A 21,238-nucleotide genomic window follows, 5' to 3' on the forward strand; every position below is an offset into this window, starting at 1 on the left:
GTACACATAATAATGAAATATGTATAAACTAAAAGATCCTGAGCTTTCACTCAGGATCTTTTAGTTTATCTGTTTCTAATATCTAATCTAGCCTTCAGGATGCATAAAACGTTGTTTCCCTAATAACTGTTCCTCTGTTTCAACAATATCTTCATCTGGTATACAGCAATCTACAGGACACACAGCAGCACATTGTGGTTCTTCATGAAAGCCCATACATTCTGTACATTTATCTGGAGCTATATAATAAACTTCGTCATCTATAGGTTCTTGTGTTTCGTCAGCATCAACTTCTTTACCATTAGGTAATACTATTTTCCCAGAAAGGCTTGTACCATCGGAATATCTCCAATCGTCAGCACCTTCGTAAATAGCAGTATTAGGGCATTCTGGCTCACAAGCACCACAATTAATACATTCGTCTGTGATTATAATTGCCATAGTAATTTATTCTTTTTCTTTTTTACTTAATTTTGCAAATGCAAAAATAGAGCCAAAACATCGCATAACCAAACCTTATATGGATTTACAACAAAGAATTAACGCATTTGCAAAATTAGGTGCCTTTTTATGTCAATTTAAAACCAATGGCATTGAAAAAGATGATTCTGTTGTTGCCAATGATTTATTCTTTGATGGTTTTAAACATCAACTAAAACTAGCAAAAGAACATAATGGTTGGTTTACTGAAAAAAATATATTATTTAGTATTAAATATTGGTGTAATGCATTGACTGAAAGCAATATTAAGTATTGGATTAATAAGTATAACTTTAACAATATAAATTCAAAAAATATTGCCATAATTATGGCAGGAAACATTCCTTTAGTTGGATTTCATGACTTTTTATCTGTGCTTATTTCTGGCCATAATGTATTAGTTAAACAATCCTCAAATGATAAGCACCTTCTCCCCTTTATTGCTAAGTATTTAGAGATTGTTGAACCAGAATTTAAAGGCAAAATAAAATTCACAGAGCAAAAGCTTCAAGATTTTGATGCTGTGGTCGCAACCGGAAGTGATAATACTGCTCGATACTTTGAATATTATTTTAAGAACAAACCTTCTATAATCAGAAAAAATAGAAATTCTGTCGCAGTTTTAACTGGTAAAGAGACTATAGCACAGTTAGATAGTCTTTCAAATGATATATTTAGGTATTATGGTTTAGGCTGCAGAAACGTATCTAAGCTTTTTGTACCAGAAGATTATAATTTCGATGCTTTTTTTAACGCAGTATACAAATGGCATCCTATTATTAATGAAGCCAAATATGCTAATAACTACGATTATAATAAGGCTGTTTATCTAATGAGTGAATTCGATATGTTAGAAAACGGGTTCTTAATGATTAAAGAAGATAAAAGCTATTCATCACCTATTGCAACACTTTTTTATGAGCATTATGATTCTTTAGAAGGATTAAGTAATAAACTAACTCAAGAAAAAGATAAAATTCAATGCGTTGTTGCTAATGAATTTTGGAACAATGAAGTGCCCTTTGGTGAAACTCAAAATCCTCAACTTTGGGATTATGCTGATAATGTAGATACTGTTGAATTCTTGTTAACAATATAGCCTAAAAATTATCATTTTCGTAACAATTAATACCCAAATAAGTAGCACCTTTGTATCTGTTTAAATTTTAAAGATAATCATGAAAAAACATAATTTTAGTGCAGGTCCATGTGTATTACCAAAATCAGTAATGCAAGCAGCTTCAGAAGCTGTTTTAAACTTTGATGATGGTTTATCTCTTTTAGAGATTTCTCACCGAAGCAAACCGTTTGTAGATGTTATGGAAAACGCTAGATCTCTAGCCTTAGAATTATTAGGTTTAGAAGGTAAAGGCTACAAAGCGTTGTTTTTACAAGGTGGTGCAAGCTCACAATTTTTAATGGTGGCTTTAAATCTTTTAGAAAAAAGAGCTGGTTATTTAAATACAGGTACTTGGTCTGATAAAGCCATAAATGAAGCTAAGATTTATGATGACATCTACGAAGTAGGTTCGTCTAAAGCAGCTAACTTTAACTATGTACCAAAAGGGTATGATATTCCTGAAGATTATGATTATTTTCACTGTACATCTAATAACACCATTTTTGGAACTCAAATGAAAAGTTTTCCAAACTCACCTATTCCAATGGTATGTGATATGAGTAGTGATATTTTTTCACGTCAATTAGATTTCACACAATTTGATTTAATTTATGCTGGTGCCCAAAAGAATATGGGACCTGCAGGAACAACTTTAGTTATTGTAAAAGAAGATATTTTAGGAAAAGTGTCTCGTAAGATTCCTTCAATGATGGATTACAAAGTGCATATTGGTAAAGGAAGTATGTTTAACACACCACCTGTGTTTCCGGTATATGTATCTATGCTAACATTACAATGGTTAAAAGACTTAGGTGGTATTAAAGCCATAGAAGAAGAAAACGATAAGAAAGCACGATTAATTTATTCTGAAATTGACTTAAACCCACTTTTTAAAGGGTACTCAGTAAAAGAAGATCGCTCTAATATGAATGCAACTTTCACTTTAGAAAATGAAAATTTAAAGGAAACATTTGATGCTATGGTTAAAGAAGTTGGCATTAATGGTTTAAATGGACATAGAAGTGTTGGTGGTTACAGAGCGTCAATGTACAATGCTTTAACTCTAGACAGTGTAAAAGCTCTTGTAGAGGTTATGAGTGAATTAGAAAGTAAAGCATAATATTTCTTACAATAAAGAAAAGCTTTTTAAACAAAAAAACTATAAACAAAGAATTTTCGCTTATGCGAAAACGAAAACTAAAATTATAAATGAAGGTATTAGCAAACGATGGAGTTTCACAAAGCGGAATTAATGCTTTAGAAGCTGCTGGATACGAAGTTATAACAACAACAGTTGCACAAGAACAATTACAAAACTATATAAACGATAACGAAGTTTCTGTATTACTTGTGCGTAGTGCAACTACAGTACGAAAAGATTTAATAGATAACTGTCCTAGCCTTAAAATTATAGGTCGTGGTGGTGTAGGTATGGATAATATTGACGTAGAGTATGCACGCAGTAAAGGTTTAAACGTAATCAATACACCTGCTGCATCTTCTCACTCTGTGGCAGAATTAGTATTCGGTCATTTTTACGGACTAGCACGTTTTTTACATAACTCAAATAGAGATATGCCATTAGAAGGTGATGCAAAGTTTAAAGTACTTAAAAAGGCATATGCGAAAGGCACAGAATTAAAAGGTAAAACGCTTGGTGTTTTAGGCTTTGGACGTATAGGACAGGCTACCGCTAAGGTTGCTATTGGAGCAGGAATGAAAGTTGTTGCCTTCGATCCATTTATGGAAAAGGCGAATTTAGAATTAGATTTCTTTGATGGTCAAAAAGTTAATTTTGAAATTAAAACAATTTCTAAGGAAGATGTTTTAAAACAAGCAGATTTCTTAACGCTTCATGTACCTGCACAAAAAGATTATGTTATTGATGAGAAGGAATTCAACCAAATGAAAGATGGCGTAATTTTAGCTAATGCGGCACGTGGTGGTGTTGTTAATGAAGTGGCTTTAGTTAAGGCTATTCAAAGCGGTAAGGTGTCTAGAGCTGCTTTAGATGTATTTGAAAAAGAACCAAAACCAGAAATTCAATTATTAATGAATCCTGCATTATCATTAACACCTCATACAGGTGCGGCAACTAATGAAGCACAAGATAGAATTGGCACTGAACTAGCTGAACAAATTATTAATATTCTTGGTTAATAAAAAAATTGTGACCAAAGCTTAAAATATGAGTCCTACTATTGTGGGACTTTTTTTTGTACCTTCAAATGCTTAATTTTATTAACCTTAAGTATATATAACAAAAATAGCAGGAATTTTAGATTTATTAAACAGTGACTTAGGAAAAACTATTGTCAGTGGTGTTTCTGGCTCTACAGGAACAGATCAAAATAAAACAAGTAGCGTATTAACTATGGCGTTACCAGTACTGATGAAAGCAATGGAACGTAATGCTTCTACTCCAGAAGGAGCAGAAGGTCTTATGGGAGCTTTAAAAGGTAAACATGATGGAAGCATTCTAGATAACCTTGGTGGTTTATTTGGTGGTGGTGTTAATGAAGAAGTTAAAACAGATGGTTCTAAAATTCTTGGACACATACTTGGAAATAGACAACAAGGAGTTGAGAAAGTTATTGGTGAAAAATCTGGTTTAGATATGGGATCTGTAGCTAACATCCTTAAAGTAGCAGCACCAATCTTAATGGGTGTTTTAGGAAAACAGTCACGCCAAAACAACGTAAGTTCTGCAGGAGTTTTATCTGGTCTTTTAGGAGGTTTATTAGGTGGTGCAAGCAATAGTGGTGCTGTAACAAAAGAACAAACTTTCCTTGAAAAAATATTAGATTCAGATGGTGATGGCAGTGTAATTGATGATGTTGCTGGTATGGTATTAGGAGGAAACAAGAGCAAAGGTGGTCTTGGTGGTCTATTAGGAGGTTTATTTGGAAAATAAGTGCCAAACTCTAATTATATTTAAAAGCAGTTCTTTCGAACTGCTTTTTTTTATTTTCATATTCTCTATAGACTAGCCAAAGAATAATGTTTACTCATTCACAAGGGTATTTTGCCTATTAGTGATATGAATTCGTTTAATTATTGTATTGATTTGTAGTGTTAAATCAAATGAATAAAATAAAACACTCATAAATTTTTAATATATTTAATACTTATGAAACATTCAAAACTAACTTTAAATCATATATCTAATAAGTTTAGATATATTAAAATGATTATGCCCTTTGTTATAGCACTCGTACTTATTGCAAGTTGTAAGTCTTACAATAACAATCAAACTATTAATAATGAAGATGAAAATAGCTTAGTGAAAAGCGACACTGTTCATATCAGCAGTGATGAGTCAGATTACGAAATTATAATCATAGAACCAGGTTTTAATGCTTGGTTAATAGGTAGAGCACGCCCTGAAGGTTTCCACTCGCAACAATGGTTAGAAAGTAGAAATGCAATTTTAGTACAAGCCTGGAACCAGAGAGCTTTGCAACCAATGGTTTATGATCCTAATCTATATGAATTGCGCATAGATTACGATATTAGAACAGATTATGGTTATGAAGTGAACTATAAATTATATAATTACTTTTTATTTTTTCAGTTAAAATATAAACAACAATTAAGTTCATTCTATCCAAGAATTTAAATTAAATTTGCAGCACTTTTTTAGCGCTATGGAAAAATTCAAAAAAAAATGGGAAATTCAACATAATTGGCAGTTGTTGTTTCCTTTTTTTGGTCTAATTATTTTAATCTATTCTGCTTTTAAAATTTCTTATGCTTTTTTGAAGGATAGTCATATTCTATTTATCATTATCGCTTCAATCATTACCTGCATATTATTACTCAAATTTACCTTATGGATTTTTAAAAGGTTAGAAAATAAATGGGTACTTGATTATAAGTGGGAAATGATAAGAGTGTTTATGGTTTTTGCCGTTACTGGCTCGTCATCACTGTACATTGGACGGCCTATCATTAAACTACTTGGCATTACTAAAGAAAACTTAGATCCCACCATTTACTGGATATTATTTATTACCGTTGGATTAGTTTTTTATCAAATTCTTTTAGTTACCTTTGGCTGGTTATTTGGACAGTTTAAATTTTTCTGGGAATTCGAAAAGAAAATGCTTAATCGATTTGGATTATTTAAAGAGAAAAATTAAGATTTCATTAACATCTTTAGTTTCGGAATATCAATAGGTTTGTTGTGGATTGCATGAAAAACGGATTTTTAAAGATAATAGCCTTTTTTTTCTTAATAATATTACTGACTAGTAATGTTCTTAACATGCACAGCTACCTCCATCATAAAGAGGTACAAAATCACTTAACAGACTCTTGTGGTGACGACAATGATGAAGATCAAGAACTACCTTGCAACCTTTGTCTTTTAGCTATAAATCTCAATAGCTTAGATTACAATAATAGTATAGAGTTTTCTTATGAAAACGATTTACAAATATTTAAATTAATTAAAACTTATAATGTTTCTGGTAATGACTATTTAACAGATCAACAGTTTTATAACCGCAATAGAAATAAAGCACCACCTGCCTTAATTTAATAAGTGAACAATTAGTAAAAAGATCAGTTAATAAGATATTATAAATAAATAATGAAGAATATCTTTCTAATCTTATTTATACTAATAACTAGTTTTAGCTTCTCTCAAGAATGTAATAGCGTCTTAACAGGTAAAATCTCTGATTTTCATGACAATACTACATTAGAAAATACTACGATTAAAATTATTGGTACAAATAAGATCACAATTTCAGATGAAAAAGGAAATTTTGAGTTCAACAATCTATGTAAACAAACATATAATATTGAAGTGTCTCACATTGCCTGTAAGACAAAAATCATTAGCATTGAAGTTGATGGAAACACACATAAATTAATCAGTCTAGAACATCATTTCGAAGAACTGAGTGAAGTAACGGTTAAGGCTAATGAGCAAACCACAACAAAAACTGCTCAAGAAACAGTTATAAAAGTAGACATACTCGAAAAATACAGTAGTTCTAGTTTAGGAGATGCCCTAAGAGAAGTCCCAGGCGTTTCATCTATAAATACTGGTAACAACATAGTCAAGCCCATGATACATGGTTTACATAGTAGCAGAATATTAATTATGAATAATGGTGTGCGTTTGCAAGATCAAGAATGGGGTATAGAACATGCTCCAAATATTGATATTAATAGTGCCAACCAGATTTCTGTAATTAAAGGCTCTGGAGCGTTAGCCTATGGTGGAGATGCTGTGGGTGGCGTAGTTGTCCTCAAACCCACTAGAACATATCGTATTGATACGCTTTACGGAAGAGCAATTATTGGCGGGCAATCTAATGGCAAAGGGTACAATGCTACAACTACTCTAAACAAAAATTATAGTTCTGGTTGGTTTGCCCAAGTTCAAGGTTCACTAAGACAAGTCGGTGATTTAAAAGCGCCAGATTATTATTTAACCAACTCAGGCTTTAAGTCTACAGCATTTTCATTAAGTGGTGGTAAAAAAATGTTTGAATCTGGTTTTGAGGTATATTATAGCTTCATAGATAGTGAAGTAGGAATTCTAAGATCTGCTCATATTGGAAACATTAAAAACTTAGCTACGGCAATTAATGCACCAGAACCACTTTTTACAGATGATTCTGGCTATGACATCACACAACCTAAGCAAGAAGTTACACATCATTTGTTTAAGGCATCTTACTACAAACGTTTTAGGAATTTTGGTAAAGTAGATGTACAATACGATTATCAAAACAATCAACGATTTGAATTTGATATCCGCAGAGGTGGCAGAAGTGATATACCAGCTGTAGATTTAGTGCTTCAAACACATACCATCTCAGCCAATGCAAAAGTGGACAATAATGCAGAACTAAAATATAACTTTGGCTTACTTGGTAGATATCAAAATAATGTAGCAAGCCCAGATACTGGCGTAAGACGTTTAATACCAGATTATGACAGAAATGATTTTGGTATTTATACCACAGGAGAATGGAAAGTTAGTGATGATATTATTGTTGACGCAGGTTTGCGATATGATTTCAGCAGAATGGATGCAACTAAATTTTATAGAAGGTCAGATTGGGAAGATCGAGGATATGACGAAGACTTTAGAGATATCATAGAGGGTTCTGTAGTCAGTGGTGGCGAAATTGTTGATGGAGTTGATCCTAATGCTTCTCAGTACAAGACAAACCCCCTATTTGACTATCATAATGTTTCAGGAGCTCTAGGATTCAAATACCAATTCAATGATAATCACCAATTAAGTTTTGGTTATAATTTAGCAAGTCGAGCACCAAATGCATCCGAATTATTTAGTGATGGATTACATCATTCTGCAGCAAGAATAGAAATTGGCGATATTAGGATTGAGAGCGAACAATCGCATCGCTTATCAGCTACTTATGGCTATAGAAACTCTGGTGTAGATTTAAAAGTCGAACCTTATTTTAATCGAATCAACGATTTTATTTATCTAATTCCTGGACCTGAAGGTATTATTCCGCTAATTAGAGGACCTTTTCCTGTTTGGGAGTATATACAAACAGATGCCACCATGTTTGGTGCAGATATAACAGTAAATTATGAGTTTAGCACTCAGTGGAATTTTAATCACAAATCATCTTTTATAAAAGGATACGATACAAAAGCAGATTTGCCATTGCTTGATATTCCGGCATTTACCACAACAAATAGTATTACGTATACCAATGCAAAATGGAAAAATTTTAGTACAAGCCTAATTTCAGAATGGGCTTTTGAACAAAATGAGTTTCCTACCGAGTACAATTATACAATACCTATTGCAGACGAGGACGATATTGACGTGGACCTTAGTCCACCTCCTGGCTATCATTTAATGCATTTACAAAGTGAAATAACATTACCTGTATTTAAGCAATCTAGCATGAATATTAGGCTAAGTATAGATAATATATTTAATACTAACTATAGAAATTATTTAAACCGTCTTCGATTTTTTGCCGATGAAATGGGAAGAAACGTTAGACTACAATTACAATTGAATTTTTAATTATTTACTTAAAATACAATAACTATGAAAATTAATTTTTAAATTTTAAAACAATGAAAACTACTAAATTTTTTATGAGTGCTTTTTTAGGCTTAGCACTTTTAGCCTCATGTTCAAGTGACGATGACGGAGGCGCAGTTGATGAAGAAGAAGCAATTACTCAGTTAATTTTAACTTTCGTAAATCAAACCAATGCTACTGATACTGTTGTATTACGTTGGATTGATACTAACTTAGACGAAGTTGTAGATGACACTGAGAAAACAGTTACTGGTGAGTTCGACGCTAACGAAGTGTATGACGCTACACTCGAATTATTTAACATGGACGAAGACTTCCTAGAAGAAGATATTACGTCATCACAGGCAGGTATCGACGCACACTTCTTTGTTTATGGAACTAACTTAAATTTCACTATGGCAAGGGCTGCAAACGATTTTGTAAGATCAGACAACAACAGACTTGGTGCAAATACAACGTGGACAGCTGGTGCAGCTAGTGATGGAACTATTTCTGTTGCACTTTACCATGAGTCACCTAGTGTAGATGATAGTACAGGATTTGGTTCTGCAACAGGGATTGATACAGATATTGATATTACATTCGATACTGAAATAGATTAATTACTTCTATGTATTAAATAAAAAAGGCTACTGAAAACAGTAGCCTTTTTTATTTAGTGGTTATAGTCTCACTCTTTTCTGATTTAAAAACAAAAGTATATAACCACATCAAAGTAAATGTAGGCACAACATCTGTAAAAGGCAATGCTTCTTCAATAAATGTTACTACTGCTGCTATTTTCCCTGTTTTTCCTTTATATAATTTTGTCATTAACCACGCAGAAACAGGTGCCCATATAATGTCAGAGAACTCTCCTACTCCAGGTATAATAAAAGACAAATAGCCTAGTACATCAAAAAGAAGGCTAAGTAAAAGTATTTGGTATTTTTTCATTTATAAATTTAATATTAATCCATAACAAATAAAGCAATAAGTATTCCAAAACTCCCAACTGACAAAGCATTGACAGGTTCTGTTAACATACCAAAATACTTTTTAACGTTTAATTAAGAGCAATGCAAGTTGTGAGAATGTAGATTTGTAAGATAATTGTAACAATCTCTAAAAAATTATATCTCTAGTAAAAACTAAACTATCATCAATCAATCAATCTATTATGAACTTACGTTCAATTTTACTTCTACTATCCATTTTTTTTATCAACCTTGTTATAGCCCAGGAAAACACCGTTTTAACAAAAGATAAAAAAACGCTTAATATTACTAGAGCTACTATAGCACCAAAAATTGACGGTATTTTAGATGATTCTGTTTGGGATACTGCAGATATTGCTACTGACTTTATTCAATTTAGACCAGATATTGGGAATACACTTCCTTCTGAGCAACGTACAGAAGTGAAAATGACTTATGATGATAAAGCCATTTATGTAGCAGCATATCTTTACGATGATTTATCAAAAATAATGAAGCAGTTGACGAGTAGAGATAATTTTGGTCAGAATGATTTCTTTGCTGTAGTATTAAACCCAAATAATGATGCTCAAAACGATACACAATTCTTTGTATTTAGTTCAGGACAACAAGCAGATGCTATCGCTAACCCAAGTATTGGTGAAGATTTTGGTTGGAATGCTGTTTGGCAAAGCGCCGTAAAAATTATGGATGATGGTTGGATTGTAGAGATTGAAATTCCATACAGAACCTTACGTTTTCCTGATCAAGAAGAACCAACTTGGGGTTTACAGTTTCATAGACATTTTAGAAGAGATCGTTCACAATTTACTTGGAATGAATTCGATCCTACCCAAGGTAATATTGGCTTATATCATGGTGAACTAAAAGGATTAAAAAACTTAAAACCACCTGTTAGGCTTAACCTCTATCCTTTCTCAACCGGAATTGTAAATAGTTTTGATGGAGATACAGATATTGATATAACTTTTGGCATGGATGTTAAATATGGTTTAACAGATAACTTTACGCTCGATGCTACTTTAGTTCCAGATTTTAGCCAAGCAGGATTTGACAATGTTGTATTAAATCTTGGACCTTTTGAACAAACCTTTTCTGAACAACGCCAGTTTTTTACGGAAGGAGTAGACTTATTCTCTAAAGGTGACCTCTTTTTTTCAAGACGTGTTGGCAGTGCACCAACTGGTGAGTTAACACTTAATGATAACGAAGAAGCTAATGTACCTAATGAGGTTAAAGTTTTAAATGCTATTAAAGTGTCTGGTAGGACAATAAAAGGTTTAGGTATTGGTGTTTTTAATGCAATTACAGAAAAAACTGAAGCGACAATTACAAATACTGATACAGGTGAAAAACGTCGCGAAGTCGTAGAACCTTTTACCAATTACAATATTTTAGTCGTTGATCAGCAATTTAATGGCAACTCGTCCATTAGTTTAATTAACACTAATGTAATGCGAGAAGGTGAGTTTAGAGATGGTAATGCAACGGCATTAGTTACAAATTTACAGAACAAAAGAAACACCTATCGCATTAATGCCGAAGCAAAAATGAGTAATGTAAACTACCAGAACACAGATAGTGAAACGGGCTTTAGTTCATTTTTCATTATTAGAAAAACTCATGGTAATTTACGTTATAGTGTAGATCATAGATTTGCTGATACTAAATACGAAATAAATGATTTAGGGCTTAACTTTAGAAATAACTTCAATAATTTTGGTGCAGACGTTTGGTATCAAACTTTTGAACCAAAAGGAAACTTAAATAACTACAGATTTAACGCTTGGTTGAATTACAGAAACCTTGCTAATCCAAACACATTTACGGGTTTAAACTTTGGAGGACGCTACTCTGCACAAACGAAAAACTTAAATGGTTTTGGCTTTAGATTTAATGTAGAACCTGGCAAACAATACGATTTTTTTGAATCTAGAGATGGGAAACCATTTATATTTGAAGATATAGTTAGTACAGGTGGTTTTTACTCTTCAAATTACAATAAGAAATTTGCTTTTGACACCGATGTAAACTTCTTTAAAATCTTTGAAGATGGTAGAGATTTATTTGGGTATAATTTTAGTTTTAGCCCAAGAGTTAGGCCTAACGATAAATTATTAATGGTCTATAGATTTAATTTAAGAATGGCAAATGGTCAAAGAGGTTATGCAACATACCAAGACGACCAACCTATATTTGGCGAGCGTAATCGCAAAACAATTACAAATACTATTTCTGCTAACTACACCTTTAACCCATTTAATACTGTGGCTTTAAGTTTTAGGCATTATTGGGATACTGTAAATTATGATGATGAGTTATTTACGTTATTAGATAATGGTCGTTTAACAACAGATTCTGGCTATACTGTAGATAATATTGATAGCAGTCCAAATATAAATTTCAGTACCTGGAATATAGATTTAAGCTACTCTTGGCAATTTGCTCCAGGCAGTTTTTTAACAGCATTATATAGAAATCAGTTATTTAATTTCGATACCATGGCAGAAGATAGTTACTCAGAAAGCCTTGATACTTTATTTGAGCAACCAATACAACACACCTTCTCAGTAAGACTGCAGTATTTCTTAGATTTCAACGGTATTAAATCTATCTTTAAGAAAAAAGATAATACAGCTCCTATTCAGCAAGCAAATAACTTTAGTTATCCTTCTTCTTTTAATACGTTACCATAATTAATTATGCTATAATCTTATAAAGTAGTATTTTCGCTTTTGTATGATTAAAGCTAGTAACATCCATAAATCGTATAGTGATTTACACGTTTTAAAAGGTGTAGATATAACTATTTCTGAAAGTGAAATTATATCAATAGTCGGAGCTTCTGGAGCTGGTAAAACCACTTTATTGCAGATATTAGGCACTTTAGACAAACCCGATTACAAAACGGATTCTGAGCTTATCATTAATGGAGAATCTATTAAGTCTCTAAATGATAAAGCGCTGGCTAAATTTAGAAACAAGCATATTGGTTTTATTTTTCAGTTTCATCAGTTATTACCAGAGTTTACAGCTTTAGAAAACGTCTGTATACCTGCATTTATTAATAATACTCCGAAAGTAGAAGCAGAAAAACGCGCCATAGAATTATTAGATTATTTAGGGCTTAAAGACCGCATACACCATAAGCCTAACAGCATGTCTGGTGGCGAACAACAACGTGTTGCAGTAGCAAGAGCTTTAATAAATCAGCCCAATATCATTTTTGCAGATGAACCCTCAGGAAACCTAGATAGTGAATCTGCAGAGCAATTGCACAACCTCTTCTTTAAATTAAGAGATGAGTTTAAACAAACTTTTGTGATTGTAACTCACAACCAAGACCTAGCAGATATGGCAGACCGAAAACTGACTATGGTTGATGGAAAAATTGTAAACTAAATTTTTATTACGCTTAACGGTTCCGTATAACAGTCAGAGACGGGTTAATATGTGTTAATTTTCGGTTTAGCACAACCTTTAGCAATTCCGAGTGGATTCGGACGCAGTCGAATCCGCCGTACTTATGGTTATACATTGTTGGCAACCGTTATTTTATTTTAATCAAGCTTTTGGTCGTCACAATACTCATTATATAACTTGACTAGCTTAATGATTTGTAATCGTGATATTTTTTTATGAGGATTCATAAATTCTTTTGCTTTCATACAATCGTCAAAATACTCTATTTTTTTAGTTTTAATGAATTCTCTCGGTTCACCTTTAAATAGTGTACTTTTTTGTTCTCCTTTACGTTGAACATAGTAATAATAACGTGGTGTATCAGGGTTGCTATAGTTTCCAAATTTTAAATCAATAGTTAGATTACATACTCCTTCGACTAAAAGTGGTAAAAGTTTTAATTTTCCATCAGGTAGTATTACCGTTTTTCTTTGCGAACGGGAATGAACCCACACCTTTTTCTTATCGTTATTTTTTTTCGACTCCCAAATAACATCATTTTCATTTAAAAATTTACGTTTTTTTTGATATATGCCATTACTAATAACTTTGTCTATTTCCTTAAGAGGTATGGCAATCTTTTTTAAGTCCTCCTCATTAATACTCTCTATTCTTTCTATACTTATCTCATATGCACTAGTAATTAAATAATCCTTATGGACAGTTATAGTTTTAAAATTCTCAATAATTTTAGTTCCGTCTTTTTTGACGATAGTGTCGTTGGGTATATTTTGAGAAAAAGAATTTAGGTACGTTAATAATAAAATTGTAAATATTACATTTTTTTTTGACATTATTTGTTCATTTAATGGTTGCATAACACTTAGATATGGTCAGTTGCTATTGACTATATCGTTTGTTAAGCTAAGTTAGCTTTTCTAAGTTAAAAAGTCAATACGTAGAACTACGTAATTTTTGTTTTTATAGTCTTAAACTTATCAACGTTTTAGCTTTAAAACTCTTCAAATAAAAGCATAAATTCAATTCCTAAAGACTTACAAAATGAGTAATTTTGCAATGCTTTTAAAACTATAGAATTATGAGTTACAGAATAGAAAAAGATACCATGGGTGAAGTTAAAGTCCCAGCAGATAAACTTTGGGGCGCACAAACAGAACGCTCTCGTAATAATTTTAAAATTGGTGCTGCTGCATCAATGCCTTTGGAGGTTGTTTATGGCTTTGCCTATCTAAAAAAAGCTGCTGCTTATACCAACTGCGATCTTGGTGTTTTAGCTAAAGAAAAACGAGATTTAATAGCACAGGTTTGTAATGAAATATTAGAAAGCAAACACGATGATCAGTTTCCATTAGTGATTTGGCAAACTGGTTCTGGTACTCAGAGTAATATGAACGTTAATGAAGTGGTAGCCAATAGAGCACATCAAATTGCTGGTAAGGTGATTGGTAAAGGTGAGAAAACGATTCAACCAAATGATGACGTTAACAAATCGCAATCATCTAACGACACCTTCCCTACTGGTATGCATATTGCTGCGTATAAGAAAGTGGTTGAGACGACGATTCCTGGAGTTATAAAATTAAGAAACACGCTACATAATAAATCTATAGCATTTAAGGATTGTGTAAAGATTGGTCGTACGCACTTAATGGATGCAACTCCCCTAACTTTAGGGCAAGAATTTTCGGGTTATGTATCACAGTTAGATCATGGTTTAAAAGCATTAGAAGCTACATTAGCGCACTTAAGTCAATTAGCTTTAGGTGGAACAGCAGTAGGAACAGGTCTTAATACACCAGAAGGCTACGACGTACTAGTTGCAAAATATATTGCCGAGTTTACAGATTTACCATTTGTAACTGCAGAAAACAAATTCGAAGCATTAGCAGCTCATGATGCTATTGTAGAAACACATGGTGCTTTAAAGCAATTGGCTGTATCACTTAATAAAATTGCAAATGATATAAGAATGATGGCTTCTGGTCCACGTTCTGGTATTGGTGAGATTATTATTCCTGCAAATGAACCAGGAAGTTCTATTATGCCAGGAAAAGTAAACCCTACGCAATGTGAAGCCTTAACGATGGTTTGTGCACAAGTTATGGGTAATGATGTTGCCGTTACAGTTGGTGGCACACAAGGTCATTACGAGCTTAATGTCTTTAAACCAATGATGGCTGCTAATATTTTGCAATCAGCTCAATTGATTGGTGATGCCTGTACGAGTTTTGAGGAAAATTGCGCTAGTGGTATTGAGCCTAACCATGAAGTGATAAAAGAGTTACTAAATAATTCTTTAATGCTTGTTACAGCTCTAAACACTAAAATTGGATACTACAAAGCTGCAGAAATTGCCAATACAGCACACAAAAATGGTACGACTTTAAAGGAAGAGGCTATTAATTTAGGTTATGTTTCTGCAGAAGATTATGACGAATGGGTAAAACCAGAACATATGGTTGGTAGTTTAAAATAACGTTTAAATGTGTTTTATTGTCGATAAAATGCATAAAATAGCAATTAATTGATATATTCGTGGAAACAAACAAAATATTATGAAAAGAACTTTACTTACTTTATTATCAATCTTTTGCATTGCTACAACTGTATATTCTCAAACTGTTTGGGAAGATAAAGTAGCTATTGATACAGATACAGGAAATAATCCTTACACCATAGCCAATGGCTTAATTGATGGAGATAGTAATCTAGATATTTTAGTTGGTACTGATGAAGATAATGTTATTGTATGGTATAAAGGTAATGGTGATGGTACATTTGTAGAACAAGCGGCAATTACAAATACACTTATAAATATTGGAGGAATCAAGCTAGTTGATTTAAATAGTGATGGTGATGTTGATATTTTAGCTGGTGGTTTTGGTAGTTATGCAGGAGGCACATATGGTGTAGGCTCTAAATTAGTTTGGTTTGCTGGTGATGGTACTGGTGGTTTTGGAACTGAGCAACTCATAACAGATGCTTATGATGGCCTAAGTGGATTATTTGTTGGTACAATTGATACAGGTGCTACTCCAGATATTTCTATCACTTCAAGTGTAGATAATGAAGTTTTATGGTTTTCAAATGATGGTACAGGAAGTTTCACACTAGAGACTTCAATAGATAATACCTTATCATCTCCAGGTGTTATAAATATGAAAGATATTGATGGTGATGGTGATTTAGATGCTTTAGTTGCTACTGCTGTATATGCTGGTGATGTTATAGAAATATTTAGAAATGACCTAATACCTGGCGGAAGTGTCGCTTTTGCAAAAGATGCAACATCAGTTGCTACTGGCAAATTAGGAATTTTTAATGCAAATTTCGAAGACTTAGATGGTGATACGAATTTAGATATTCTAGCGACTGAAATCTCTTATGGTGGCGCACCTTCTTCAGGTAACCTTTTATGGTACGAAGAAGATGGTGTAGGTGGATATACAGAAACTGTATTTACAACTGCAACAGACAATCCGGCTGTAGCACAGGCAAAAGATTTAGACAATGATGGTTTACTAGATATCATATTAAGTAGTGGTGCTTTAGCAGACGTTACAGATTTATCTTGGTTTAAAAATAATGGTGATGGTACTTTTGGTGCTGAACAGGTTATTAATGATACACAATCTCAGGTTTATGTATATAATGTCGCAGATTTTGATGGTGATTTAGATATGGATATTGCTAGTGCTGCTTATGGTGCAGATAATTTAAATTATATTGAAAACTTATTTGAAACCTTAAGTAGTGAAGACTTTGAGATTTCTTCTGTGAAGATTTATCCTAATCCTACAAAAGCTATATTAAATTTCGAAGGACTAAATACTTCTACAATTGATATTTCAGTTTTTAATATATTAGGTAAAAAAGTCCTTTCTACAACATTAGGTCTCAATAAAAGTTTAGATGTATCACAGCTTAAAAGTGGTGTTTATTTGATTACAATCAATAATCAGGTTAACAAGAAGTTTATCAAAGAATAAATAATTTAAGACTTAAAAAATTAAAAGAAAAACGTTAGTTTAAAAGCTAGCGTTTTTTTTTATTCAAAAAAATAACAATCTTTACAAAGAACTAATGCCAACCACATGTCAATACTGATTACCAACATAAAGCAATTACTTCAAGTTCACGAATCTAACATCACAATTGTTAAAGGTGATGATATGAAGAAACTTCCTGTACTAGAGAATGCCTATGTTTATATAGAGCACGATACTATTATTGAATATGGCGATATGAAAGATTGTGAAGGTATTGATGCAGAAACTACTATTGATGCTAGTGGTAAACTCGTATTACCGTCTTGGTGCGACTCCCATACTCATGTGGTATATGCTGGTGATAGAACTTCAGAGTTTGTAGATCGTATAAATGGCTTGAGTTATGCCGAAATTGCCAATAATGGTGGAGGTATTTTAAACTCGGCTAAATTACTACAAAACACTTCTGAAGAGGATTTATATAATCAATCCATAAAACGTTTAGATGAGCTGATTAAAATGGGTACTGGTGCTGTAGAAATTAAAACAGGTTATGGATTAACTGTTGAAGCTGAATTAAAAATGCTTCGTGTTATTAAACGTATTAAGCAAGATAGCTTGGCTAAGATCATCCCAACCTTATTAGCAGCACATGCAATTCCGGAAGAGTTTAGATTAAAAAAACAAGATTATATCAAACTCATTACTGAAGAACTCATACCCAAAGCTGTAGAATTGAATATAGCGCATTATATAGATGTATTTTGTGAAGAAGGTTACTTTGACATTAAGGATACTGAATCTATACTTAAAGCTGGTGCTCAATATAATTTAAGACCGAAAATTCATGTCAATCAATTTAATATTCTTGGTGGAGTTGCTTTAGGTGCAAAGCATAATGCATTATCCGTTGATCATTTAGAAGAATTAAATGAAGATGATGTAGAAGCTTTAAAGCATAGTGAAACCATTCCTGTAGCTTTACCAGGTTGTTCTTACTTTTTAAACATTCCTTATACACCTGCAAGACAGCTTATAGATGCTGGATTGCCCTTAGCAATTGCAACAGATTATAATCCTGGTTCTGCTCCTAGTGGAAATATGAATTTTGTAGTTAGTGCTGCTTGTGTAAAGTTGAAGATGACTCCAGAAGAAGCTATTAATGCGGCAACTATAAATGGTGCTTATGCCATGGGTATTAGTAATATGTACGGAAGTATTACTAGAGGAAAAAAGGCGAATTTAATTATTACAAAACCACTCAATCATTATAGTGAAATCCCTTATGCGTTTGCGCATAACCCAGTAGAGCAAGTCATTATAAATGGTCAATTATTATAACTAAAAAATCCGGAAGACAACTCCGGATTTTTATTATCAATCAAATAATTAATTCTTATTTAAGACTAAACTCTGATGAAGAGATTAATTCCTTGGCGCTAAATACATTTATTTTATAACGCCCTTTTTCAAATTTCGCATCTTCTGGTGGCGAAACATATTCACAGATATTTAAGTTTCTATTCTCATAGTTAAATCTACTGATTAAACTATAGTTTAAAACCTGATCATCAAACTGCACTTGGTCATTAGCACCTAACACATTGTTTTTAGGATCTATAACTTGTACATATAACTCTTTATCACCTGCCTCAGTTAATGTATTCTTAGCAACTGTAAAGCAAACCTTTATCTTATCACTTCGTCTTGCACGTTCCATAGGTACTTGCTTACCACTGCTTCTTTCTAAAACACCCATTCCTATTAATCCAACAGTCTGTAAAGCAGCTGCATCATTCACAACTGTTGCTAATTCTGTGTTTTGCACTAATAGAGAATCTGTAAACATAGTACGCTCAGCTAACTGTACTTGTGTACTATCTAATGATGTCGCAAGTAATTCATTCTCAACTTTTAAACGATCATTTTCAGTTAATAAAACATCCATTTCGTCTTGAAGCGCTAAAAACTTCTTTTTATATCTCCATAAGCTGTTTACACTGTTTTGCGATACTTTTAATGAATCCATTAAGCCTGTAATACGATCTCTAGCAGCAATTAAATCTTGGTTTTTAATTTCGCTCTCTGCAATAGCAGCATCGTATTCTTGTGCCATATTGTTAAGATCATTCATTACTTGTTGCTTTTCACTAACTAAAGTCTTTTCAGTCTCTTGTTTGTCACTGTATAGTTTAGAAGCATAAAATGCAGTTCCTAAAAATAAAACCAATAGTATGCCTAATCCAACTTTTAGTCCTGTACTTGTTTTCTGCGAACCTTCCATAAAATATTTGTTTTTAAGTTATTGTTAATTCTTATTTTTTAATTTATTCTAGAGATTAAAGTAATTAAATAAAGCTGTATTTTTATTTTATCTTTAATTAAACGTCCAAATGCAAAATCTCGTATTATTTACTTCAAAAGATCGCGATACCATTTTAAAAGCGCGTAAAGGAGAATCAAAATTTGGAGAACATATTCAGTTAATACCTAACCTCACTAACATATACGACGACATTGCTAATTTAGACGTTGACTTTGTTTTATTTGGCATTTCTGAAGATATTGGTGTTTTCGCAAATTACGGAAAAACAGGGACTTACAAAGCATGGGAAGCCACAATAAAAATTTTGTTAAATATTCAAAGTAATAGTAAAACCAAAGCAAAACGCGTTTTAGTACTTGGCCATTTGGATTATTCTGAAAAACGAACATTAACTGAGTTAAAATCAACTAAAAAAAATGTTTCTAAAGCAAGAACTATAGTAGAATCTATTGATAAAGATGTTACTCATATAATCTCATCAATTATCAAAGCAGGTAAAACACCAATTATAATTGGAGGAGGTCATAACAATGCTTACGGAAATATAAAAGGTACTTCATTAGCTTATAAAGAAAAGATCAATGTTGTAAATTTTGATGCGCATACAGATTTTAGAGCAGAAGAAGGACGACATAGCGGCAATGGATTTAGTTATGCTTATGCCGAAGGTTTTCTTAAAAATTATTTCATTTTTGGGCTTCATGAAAATTATACCTCAGAAAGAATTTATAAAACACTAAAAAAGATTAAGTCTATAAATTATAATACATACGAAGCTATTGAAGTTAGAAATGAGTTAAACTTCAATACCGAATTAGAAAACACACTTAATTTTATTTCAGAAAAAAACTTTGGAATAGAAATAGACTGTGATGCTATTGAAAATATACCAAGTAGTGCAATGTCGCCAAGTGGGTTTAGCGTAAAGCAAGCTAGACAGTTCATTAATTACTTTGGTCAACATAAGAATGTAAGCTACTTGCATATCTGTGAAGCAGCACCTACAAAGAAGACAGCAACTAAAGTTGGTAAACTCATCACCTATCTAATTACAGATTTTATTAGAGCTTATGGCAATTAAGATTATAGATTTTGACAATAAATATTCAAAACACTTCTACGATTTAAATATTGAATGGCTAAAAACCTTTTTTTATGTCGAACCTTTCGATGAAGAAGTTTTAAGTAAACCTGAAAACTATATTATTGATAAAGGTGGTTTTATTTTCTTCGCCATTAAAGATGATAAGATAGTTGGTACTGTTGCATTAATGCCAACAGATACAAATGGTATTTTAGAACTCACTAAAATGGCTGTATTACCAGAAGAACGCGGACAAAAGATTGGGCAACTCTTATTACAACATTGTATTGATTTTGGAAAAACACAACATTTAAAAGCACTACTTCTCTACTCTAATACTAAACTAGAAAATGCCATTTATCTCTATCGCAAATATGGGTTTATAGAATTAGAACTTGAGAAAAATAGTCCTTATGTACGCTCAGATATTAAGATGTTGTTAGAGTATTAGATTTTCTAACTCGTTACAATAATTTTCATTCTCTTCGCAGAGCATACTTATTGTTTCAAGTAATAACTGATTTACTTCTTCATTAACAGGCTTGATAGCTACTGCTAATTTGAATTCTGAATAAGCGTCATAGATATTTCCACTTCTCAACCGTTTCTTTCCAGAATTCATTAAGAAATCAAATGCCTGATTATCTTTTGATATCTTTAAGGCAATTACTTCTATATTATGTATTCTTGCTTGAGTTAACCAATTTGGTATTGCAAAGCTTGTTACAATTATGATTACTAAAAGCAATAGAATTCCAAAATTGTAGTTTCCTTTATTTTTAGAG

Annotated in this window: 21 protein-coding genes; 16 read left to right on the forward strand and 5 right to left on the reverse strand. The window is 32.4% G+C overall.

Annotated features, from left to right (window positions below; genetic code table 11):
* Positions 1-87: 87 nt before the first annotated feature.
* A complete protein-coding gene (locus tag WPG_RS15775) occupies positions 88-441 on the reverse strand; it encodes a 4Fe-4S dicluster domain-containing protein (protein ID WP_045474433.1) in 354 nt (117 codons plus the stop codon).
* A gap of 79 nt (positions 442-520) precedes the next feature.
* On the opposite strand from WPG_RS15775, the gene WPG_RS15780 reads away from it, so the two are divergent.
* The 9 genes from WPG_RS15780 (at position 521) to WPG_RS15820 (ending at position 9,256) form a co-directional block, all read left to right on the forward strand.
* Positions 521-1,579: an acyl-CoA reductase gene (locus WPG_RS15780; RefSeq protein ID WP_045475707.1), complete on the forward strand. Its 1,059-nt coding sequence runs from the start codon at positions 521-523 to the stop codon at positions 1,577-1,579.
* A gap of 79 nt (positions 1,580-1,658) precedes the next feature.
* Entirely contained in the window at positions 1,659-2,720 is a 1,062-nt protein-coding gene (serC, locus tag WPG_RS15785; protein ID WP_045474435.1) for a 3-phosphoserine/phosphohydroxythreonine transaminase, read from the forward strand.
* An 89-nt stretch (positions 2,721-2,809) separates the two neighbouring features.
* Complete coding sequence (locus WPG_RS15790; protein WP_045474438.1) at positions 2,810-3,760, forward strand: D-2-hydroxyacid dehydrogenase; 951 nt, start codon at positions 2,810-2,812, stop codon at positions 3,758-3,760.
* Positions 3,761-3,866: 106 nt separating this feature from the next.
* Positions 3,867-4,514, forward strand: a complete 648-nt coding sequence (locus WPG_RS15795) for a DUF937 domain-containing protein (RefSeq protein ID WP_045474440.1) — start codon at positions 3,867-3,869, stop codon at positions 4,512-4,514.
* 216 nt (positions 4,515-4,730) lie between these two features.
* Complete coding sequence (locus WPG_RS15800; RefSeq protein WP_231850212.1) at positions 4,731-5,219, forward strand: DUF6146 family protein; 489 nt, start codon at positions 4,731-4,733, stop codon at positions 5,217-5,219.
* 28 nt (positions 5,220-5,247) lie between these two features.
* Positions 5,248-5,742, forward strand: coding sequence for a DUF6787 family protein (locus WPG_RS15805; RefSeq protein WP_045474444.1), 495 nt, complete (start codon positions 5,248-5,250; stop codon positions 5,740-5,742).
* A gap of 125 nt (positions 5,743-5,867) precedes the next feature.
* Positions 5,868-6,143, forward strand: coding sequence for a hypothetical protein (locus tag WPG_RS15810; protein WP_144374496.1), 276 nt, complete (start codon positions 5,868-5,870; stop codon positions 6,141-6,143).
* A gap of 51 nt (positions 6,144-6,194) precedes the next feature.
* Complete coding sequence (locus WPG_RS15815) at positions 6,195-8,633, forward strand: TonB-dependent receptor (RefSeq protein ID WP_052471306.1); 2,439 nt, start codon at positions 6,195-6,197, stop codon at positions 8,631-8,633.
* A 53-nt stretch (positions 8,634-8,686) separates the two neighbouring features.
* On the forward strand, positions 8,687-9,256 hold the full coding sequence (locus tag WPG_RS15820) for a hypothetical protein (protein ID WP_045474451.1): 570 nt from the start codon (positions 8,687-8,689) through the stop codon (positions 9,254-9,256).
* A gap of 49 nt (positions 9,257-9,305) precedes the next feature.
* Here the strand turns inward: WPG_RS15820 and WPG_RS15825 are convergent, their stop codons facing one another.
* Entirely contained in the window at positions 9,306-9,590 is a 285-nt protein-coding gene (locus tag WPG_RS15825) for a hypothetical protein (protein WP_045474453.1), read from the reverse strand.
* A gap of 223 nt (positions 9,591-9,813) precedes the next feature.
* On the opposite strand from WPG_RS15825, the gene WPG_RS15830 reads away from it, so the two are divergent.
* Both WPG_RS15830 and WPG_RS15835 read left to right on the forward strand, forming a co-directional pair.
* Positions 9,814-12,327 (forward strand): DUF5916 domain-containing protein, encoded by a 2,514-nt coding sequence (locus WPG_RS15830; protein WP_045474455.1) that lies wholly within the window; start codon positions 9,814-9,816, stop codon positions 12,325-12,327.
* Positions 12,328-12,370: 43 nt separating this feature from the next.
* Positions 12,371-13,033 carry an ABC transporter ATP-binding protein gene (locus WPG_RS15835; RefSeq protein WP_045474458.1) on the forward strand — a complete coding sequence of 221 codons (663 nt, stop codon included), beginning with the start codon at positions 12,371-12,373 and terminating at the stop codon, positions 13,031-13,033.
* A gap of 158 nt (positions 13,034-13,191) precedes the next feature.
* Here the strand turns inward: WPG_RS15835 and WPG_RS15840 are convergent, their stop codons facing one another.
* Positions 13,192-13,911, reverse strand: a complete 720-nt coding sequence (locus WPG_RS15840; protein WP_045474460.1) for a hypothetical protein — start codon at positions 13,909-13,911, stop codon at positions 13,192-13,194.
* Positions 13,912-14,132: 221 nt separating this feature from the next.
* Here WPG_RS15840 and fumC point away from each other — a divergent pair, with 221 nt between their 5' ends.
* The 3 genes from fumC to hutI all read left to right on the forward strand — a co-directional run bounded on the left by fumC (position 14,133) and on the right by hutI (position 18,384).
* Positions 14,133-15,530 (forward strand): class II fumarate hydratase, encoded by a 1,398-nt coding sequence (gene fumC / locus WPG_RS15845; RefSeq protein ID WP_045474462.1) that lies wholly within the window; start codon positions 14,133-14,135, stop codon positions 15,528-15,530.
* A gap of 79 nt (positions 15,531-15,609) precedes the next feature.
* On the forward strand, positions 15,610-17,043 hold the full coding sequence (locus WPG_RS15850) for a T9SS type A sorting domain-containing protein (protein ID WP_045474464.1): 1,434 nt from the start codon (positions 15,610-15,612) through the stop codon (positions 17,041-17,043).
* Positions 17,044-17,148: 105 nt separating this feature from the next.
* Complete coding sequence (hutI, locus tag WPG_RS15855) at positions 17,149-18,384, forward strand: imidazolonepropionase (RefSeq protein ID WP_045474466.1); 1,236 nt, start codon at positions 17,149-17,151, stop codon at positions 18,382-18,384.
* A 55-nt stretch (positions 18,385-18,439) separates the two neighbouring features.
* Here the strand turns inward: hutI and WPG_RS15860 are convergent, their stop codons facing one another.
* The gene (locus tag WPG_RS15860) at positions 18,440-19,327 is read right to left on the reverse strand and encodes a hypothetical protein (RefSeq protein WP_045474468.1); all 888 of its coding nucleotides are present in this window, start codon (positions 19,325-19,327) and stop codon (positions 18,440-18,442) included.
* A 109-nt stretch (positions 19,328-19,436) separates the two neighbouring features.
* Here WPG_RS15860 and WPG_RS15865 point away from each other — a divergent pair, with 109 nt between their 5' ends.
* Together WPG_RS15865 and WPG_RS15870 are read left to right on the forward strand one after the other, a co-directional pair.
* On the forward strand, positions 19,437-20,450 hold the full coding sequence (locus WPG_RS15865; RefSeq protein ID WP_045474470.1) for a formimidoylglutamase: 1,014 nt from the start codon (positions 19,437-19,439) through the stop codon (positions 20,448-20,450).
* Positions 20,440-20,904 (forward strand): GNAT family N-acetyltransferase, encoded by a 465-nt coding sequence (locus WPG_RS15870; RefSeq protein ID WP_045474472.1) that lies wholly within the window; start codon positions 20,440-20,442, stop codon positions 20,902-20,904. The genes WPG_RS15865 and WPG_RS15870 overlap by 11 nt, the downstream gene beginning before the upstream one ends.
* On the opposite strand, the gene WPG_RS15875 is transcribed toward WPG_RS15870, so the two are convergent.
* Positions 20,893-21,201: a hypothetical protein gene (locus WPG_RS15875; protein WP_045474474.1), complete on the reverse strand. Its 309-nt coding sequence runs from the start codon at positions 21,199-21,201 to the stop codon at positions 20,893-20,895. The genes WPG_RS15870 and WPG_RS15875 overlap by 12 nt on opposite strands.
* Positions 21,202-21,238 lie beyond the last annotated feature (37 nt).

Origin of the sequence: Winogradskyella sp. PG-2 (assembly GCF_000828715.1) — a bacterium.
Classification (GTDB): Bacteria; Bacteroidota; Bacteroidia; order Flavobacteriales; family Flavobacteriaceae; genus Winogradskyella.

Coding starts and splice junctions, on each gene's coding strand:
- WPG_RS15780 (WP_045475707.1), top strand. CDS start 521: ATGGATTTACAACAAAGAATTAACGCATTTGCAAAATTAGGTGCCTTT.
- WPG_RS15870 (WP_045474472.1), top strand. CDS start 20,440: ATGGCAATTAAGATTATAGATTTTGACAATAAATATTCAAAACACTTC.
- WPG_RS15820 (WP_045474451.1), top strand. CDS start 8,687: ATGAAAACTACTAAATTTTTTATGAGTGCTTTTTTAGGCTTAGCACTT.
- WPG_RS15810 (WP_144374496.1), top strand. CDS start 5,868: ATGCACAGCTACCTCCATCATAAAGAGGTACAAAATCACTTAACAGAC.
- WPG_RS15865 (WP_045474470.1), top strand. CDS start 19,437: ATGCAAAATCTCGTATTATTTACTTCAAAAGATCGCGATACCATTTTA.
- WPG_RS15805 (WP_045474444.1), top strand. CDS start 5,248: ATGGAAAAATTCAAAAAAAAATGGGAAATTCAACATAATTGGCAGTTG.
- WPG_RS15850 (WP_045474464.1), top strand. CDS start 15,610: ATGAAAAGAACTTTACTTACTTTATTATCAATCTTTTGCATTGCTACA.
- WPG_RS15835 (WP_045474458.1), top strand. CDS start 12,371: ATGATTAAAGCTAGTAACATCCATAAATCGTATAGTGATTTACACGTT.
- WPG_RS15830 (WP_045474455.1), top strand. CDS start 9,814: ATGAACTTACGTTCAATTTTACTTCTACTATCCATTTTTTTTATCAAC.
- WPG_RS15840 (WP_045474460.1), bottom strand. CDS start 13,911: ATGCAACCATTAAATGAACAAATAATGTCAAAAAAAAATGTAATATTT.
- WPG_RS15815 (WP_052471306.1), top strand. CDS start 6,195: ATGAAGAATATCTTTCTAATCTTATTTATACTAATAACTAGTTTTAGC.
- WPG_RS15790 (WP_045474438.1), top strand. CDS start 2,810: ATGAAGGTATTAGCAAACGATGGAGTTTCACAAAGCGGAATTAATGCT.
- fumC (WP_045474462.1), top strand. CDS start 14,133: ATGAGTTACAGAATAGAAAAAGATACCATGGGTGAAGTTAAAGTCCCA.
- serC (WP_045474435.1), top strand. CDS start 1,659: ATGAAAAAACATAATTTTAGTGCAGGTCCATGTGTATTACCAAAATCA.
- WPG_RS15825 (WP_045474453.1), bottom strand. CDS start 9,590: ATGAAAAAATACCAAATACTTTTACTTAGCCTTCTTTTTGATGTACTA.
- hutI (WP_045474466.1), top strand. CDS start 17,149: ATGTCAATACTGATTACCAACATAAAGCAATTACTTCAAGTTCACGAA.
- WPG_RS15860 (WP_045474468.1), bottom strand. CDS start 19,327: ATGGAAGGTTCGCAGAAAACAAGTACAGGACTAAAAGTTGGATTAGGC.
- WPG_RS15800 (WP_231850212.1), top strand. CDS start 4,731: ATGAAACATTCAAAACTAACTTTAAATCATATATCTAATAAGTTTAGA.
- WPG_RS15775 (WP_045474433.1), bottom strand. CDS start 441: ATGGCAATTATAATCACAGACGAATGTATTAATTGTGGTGCTTGTGAG.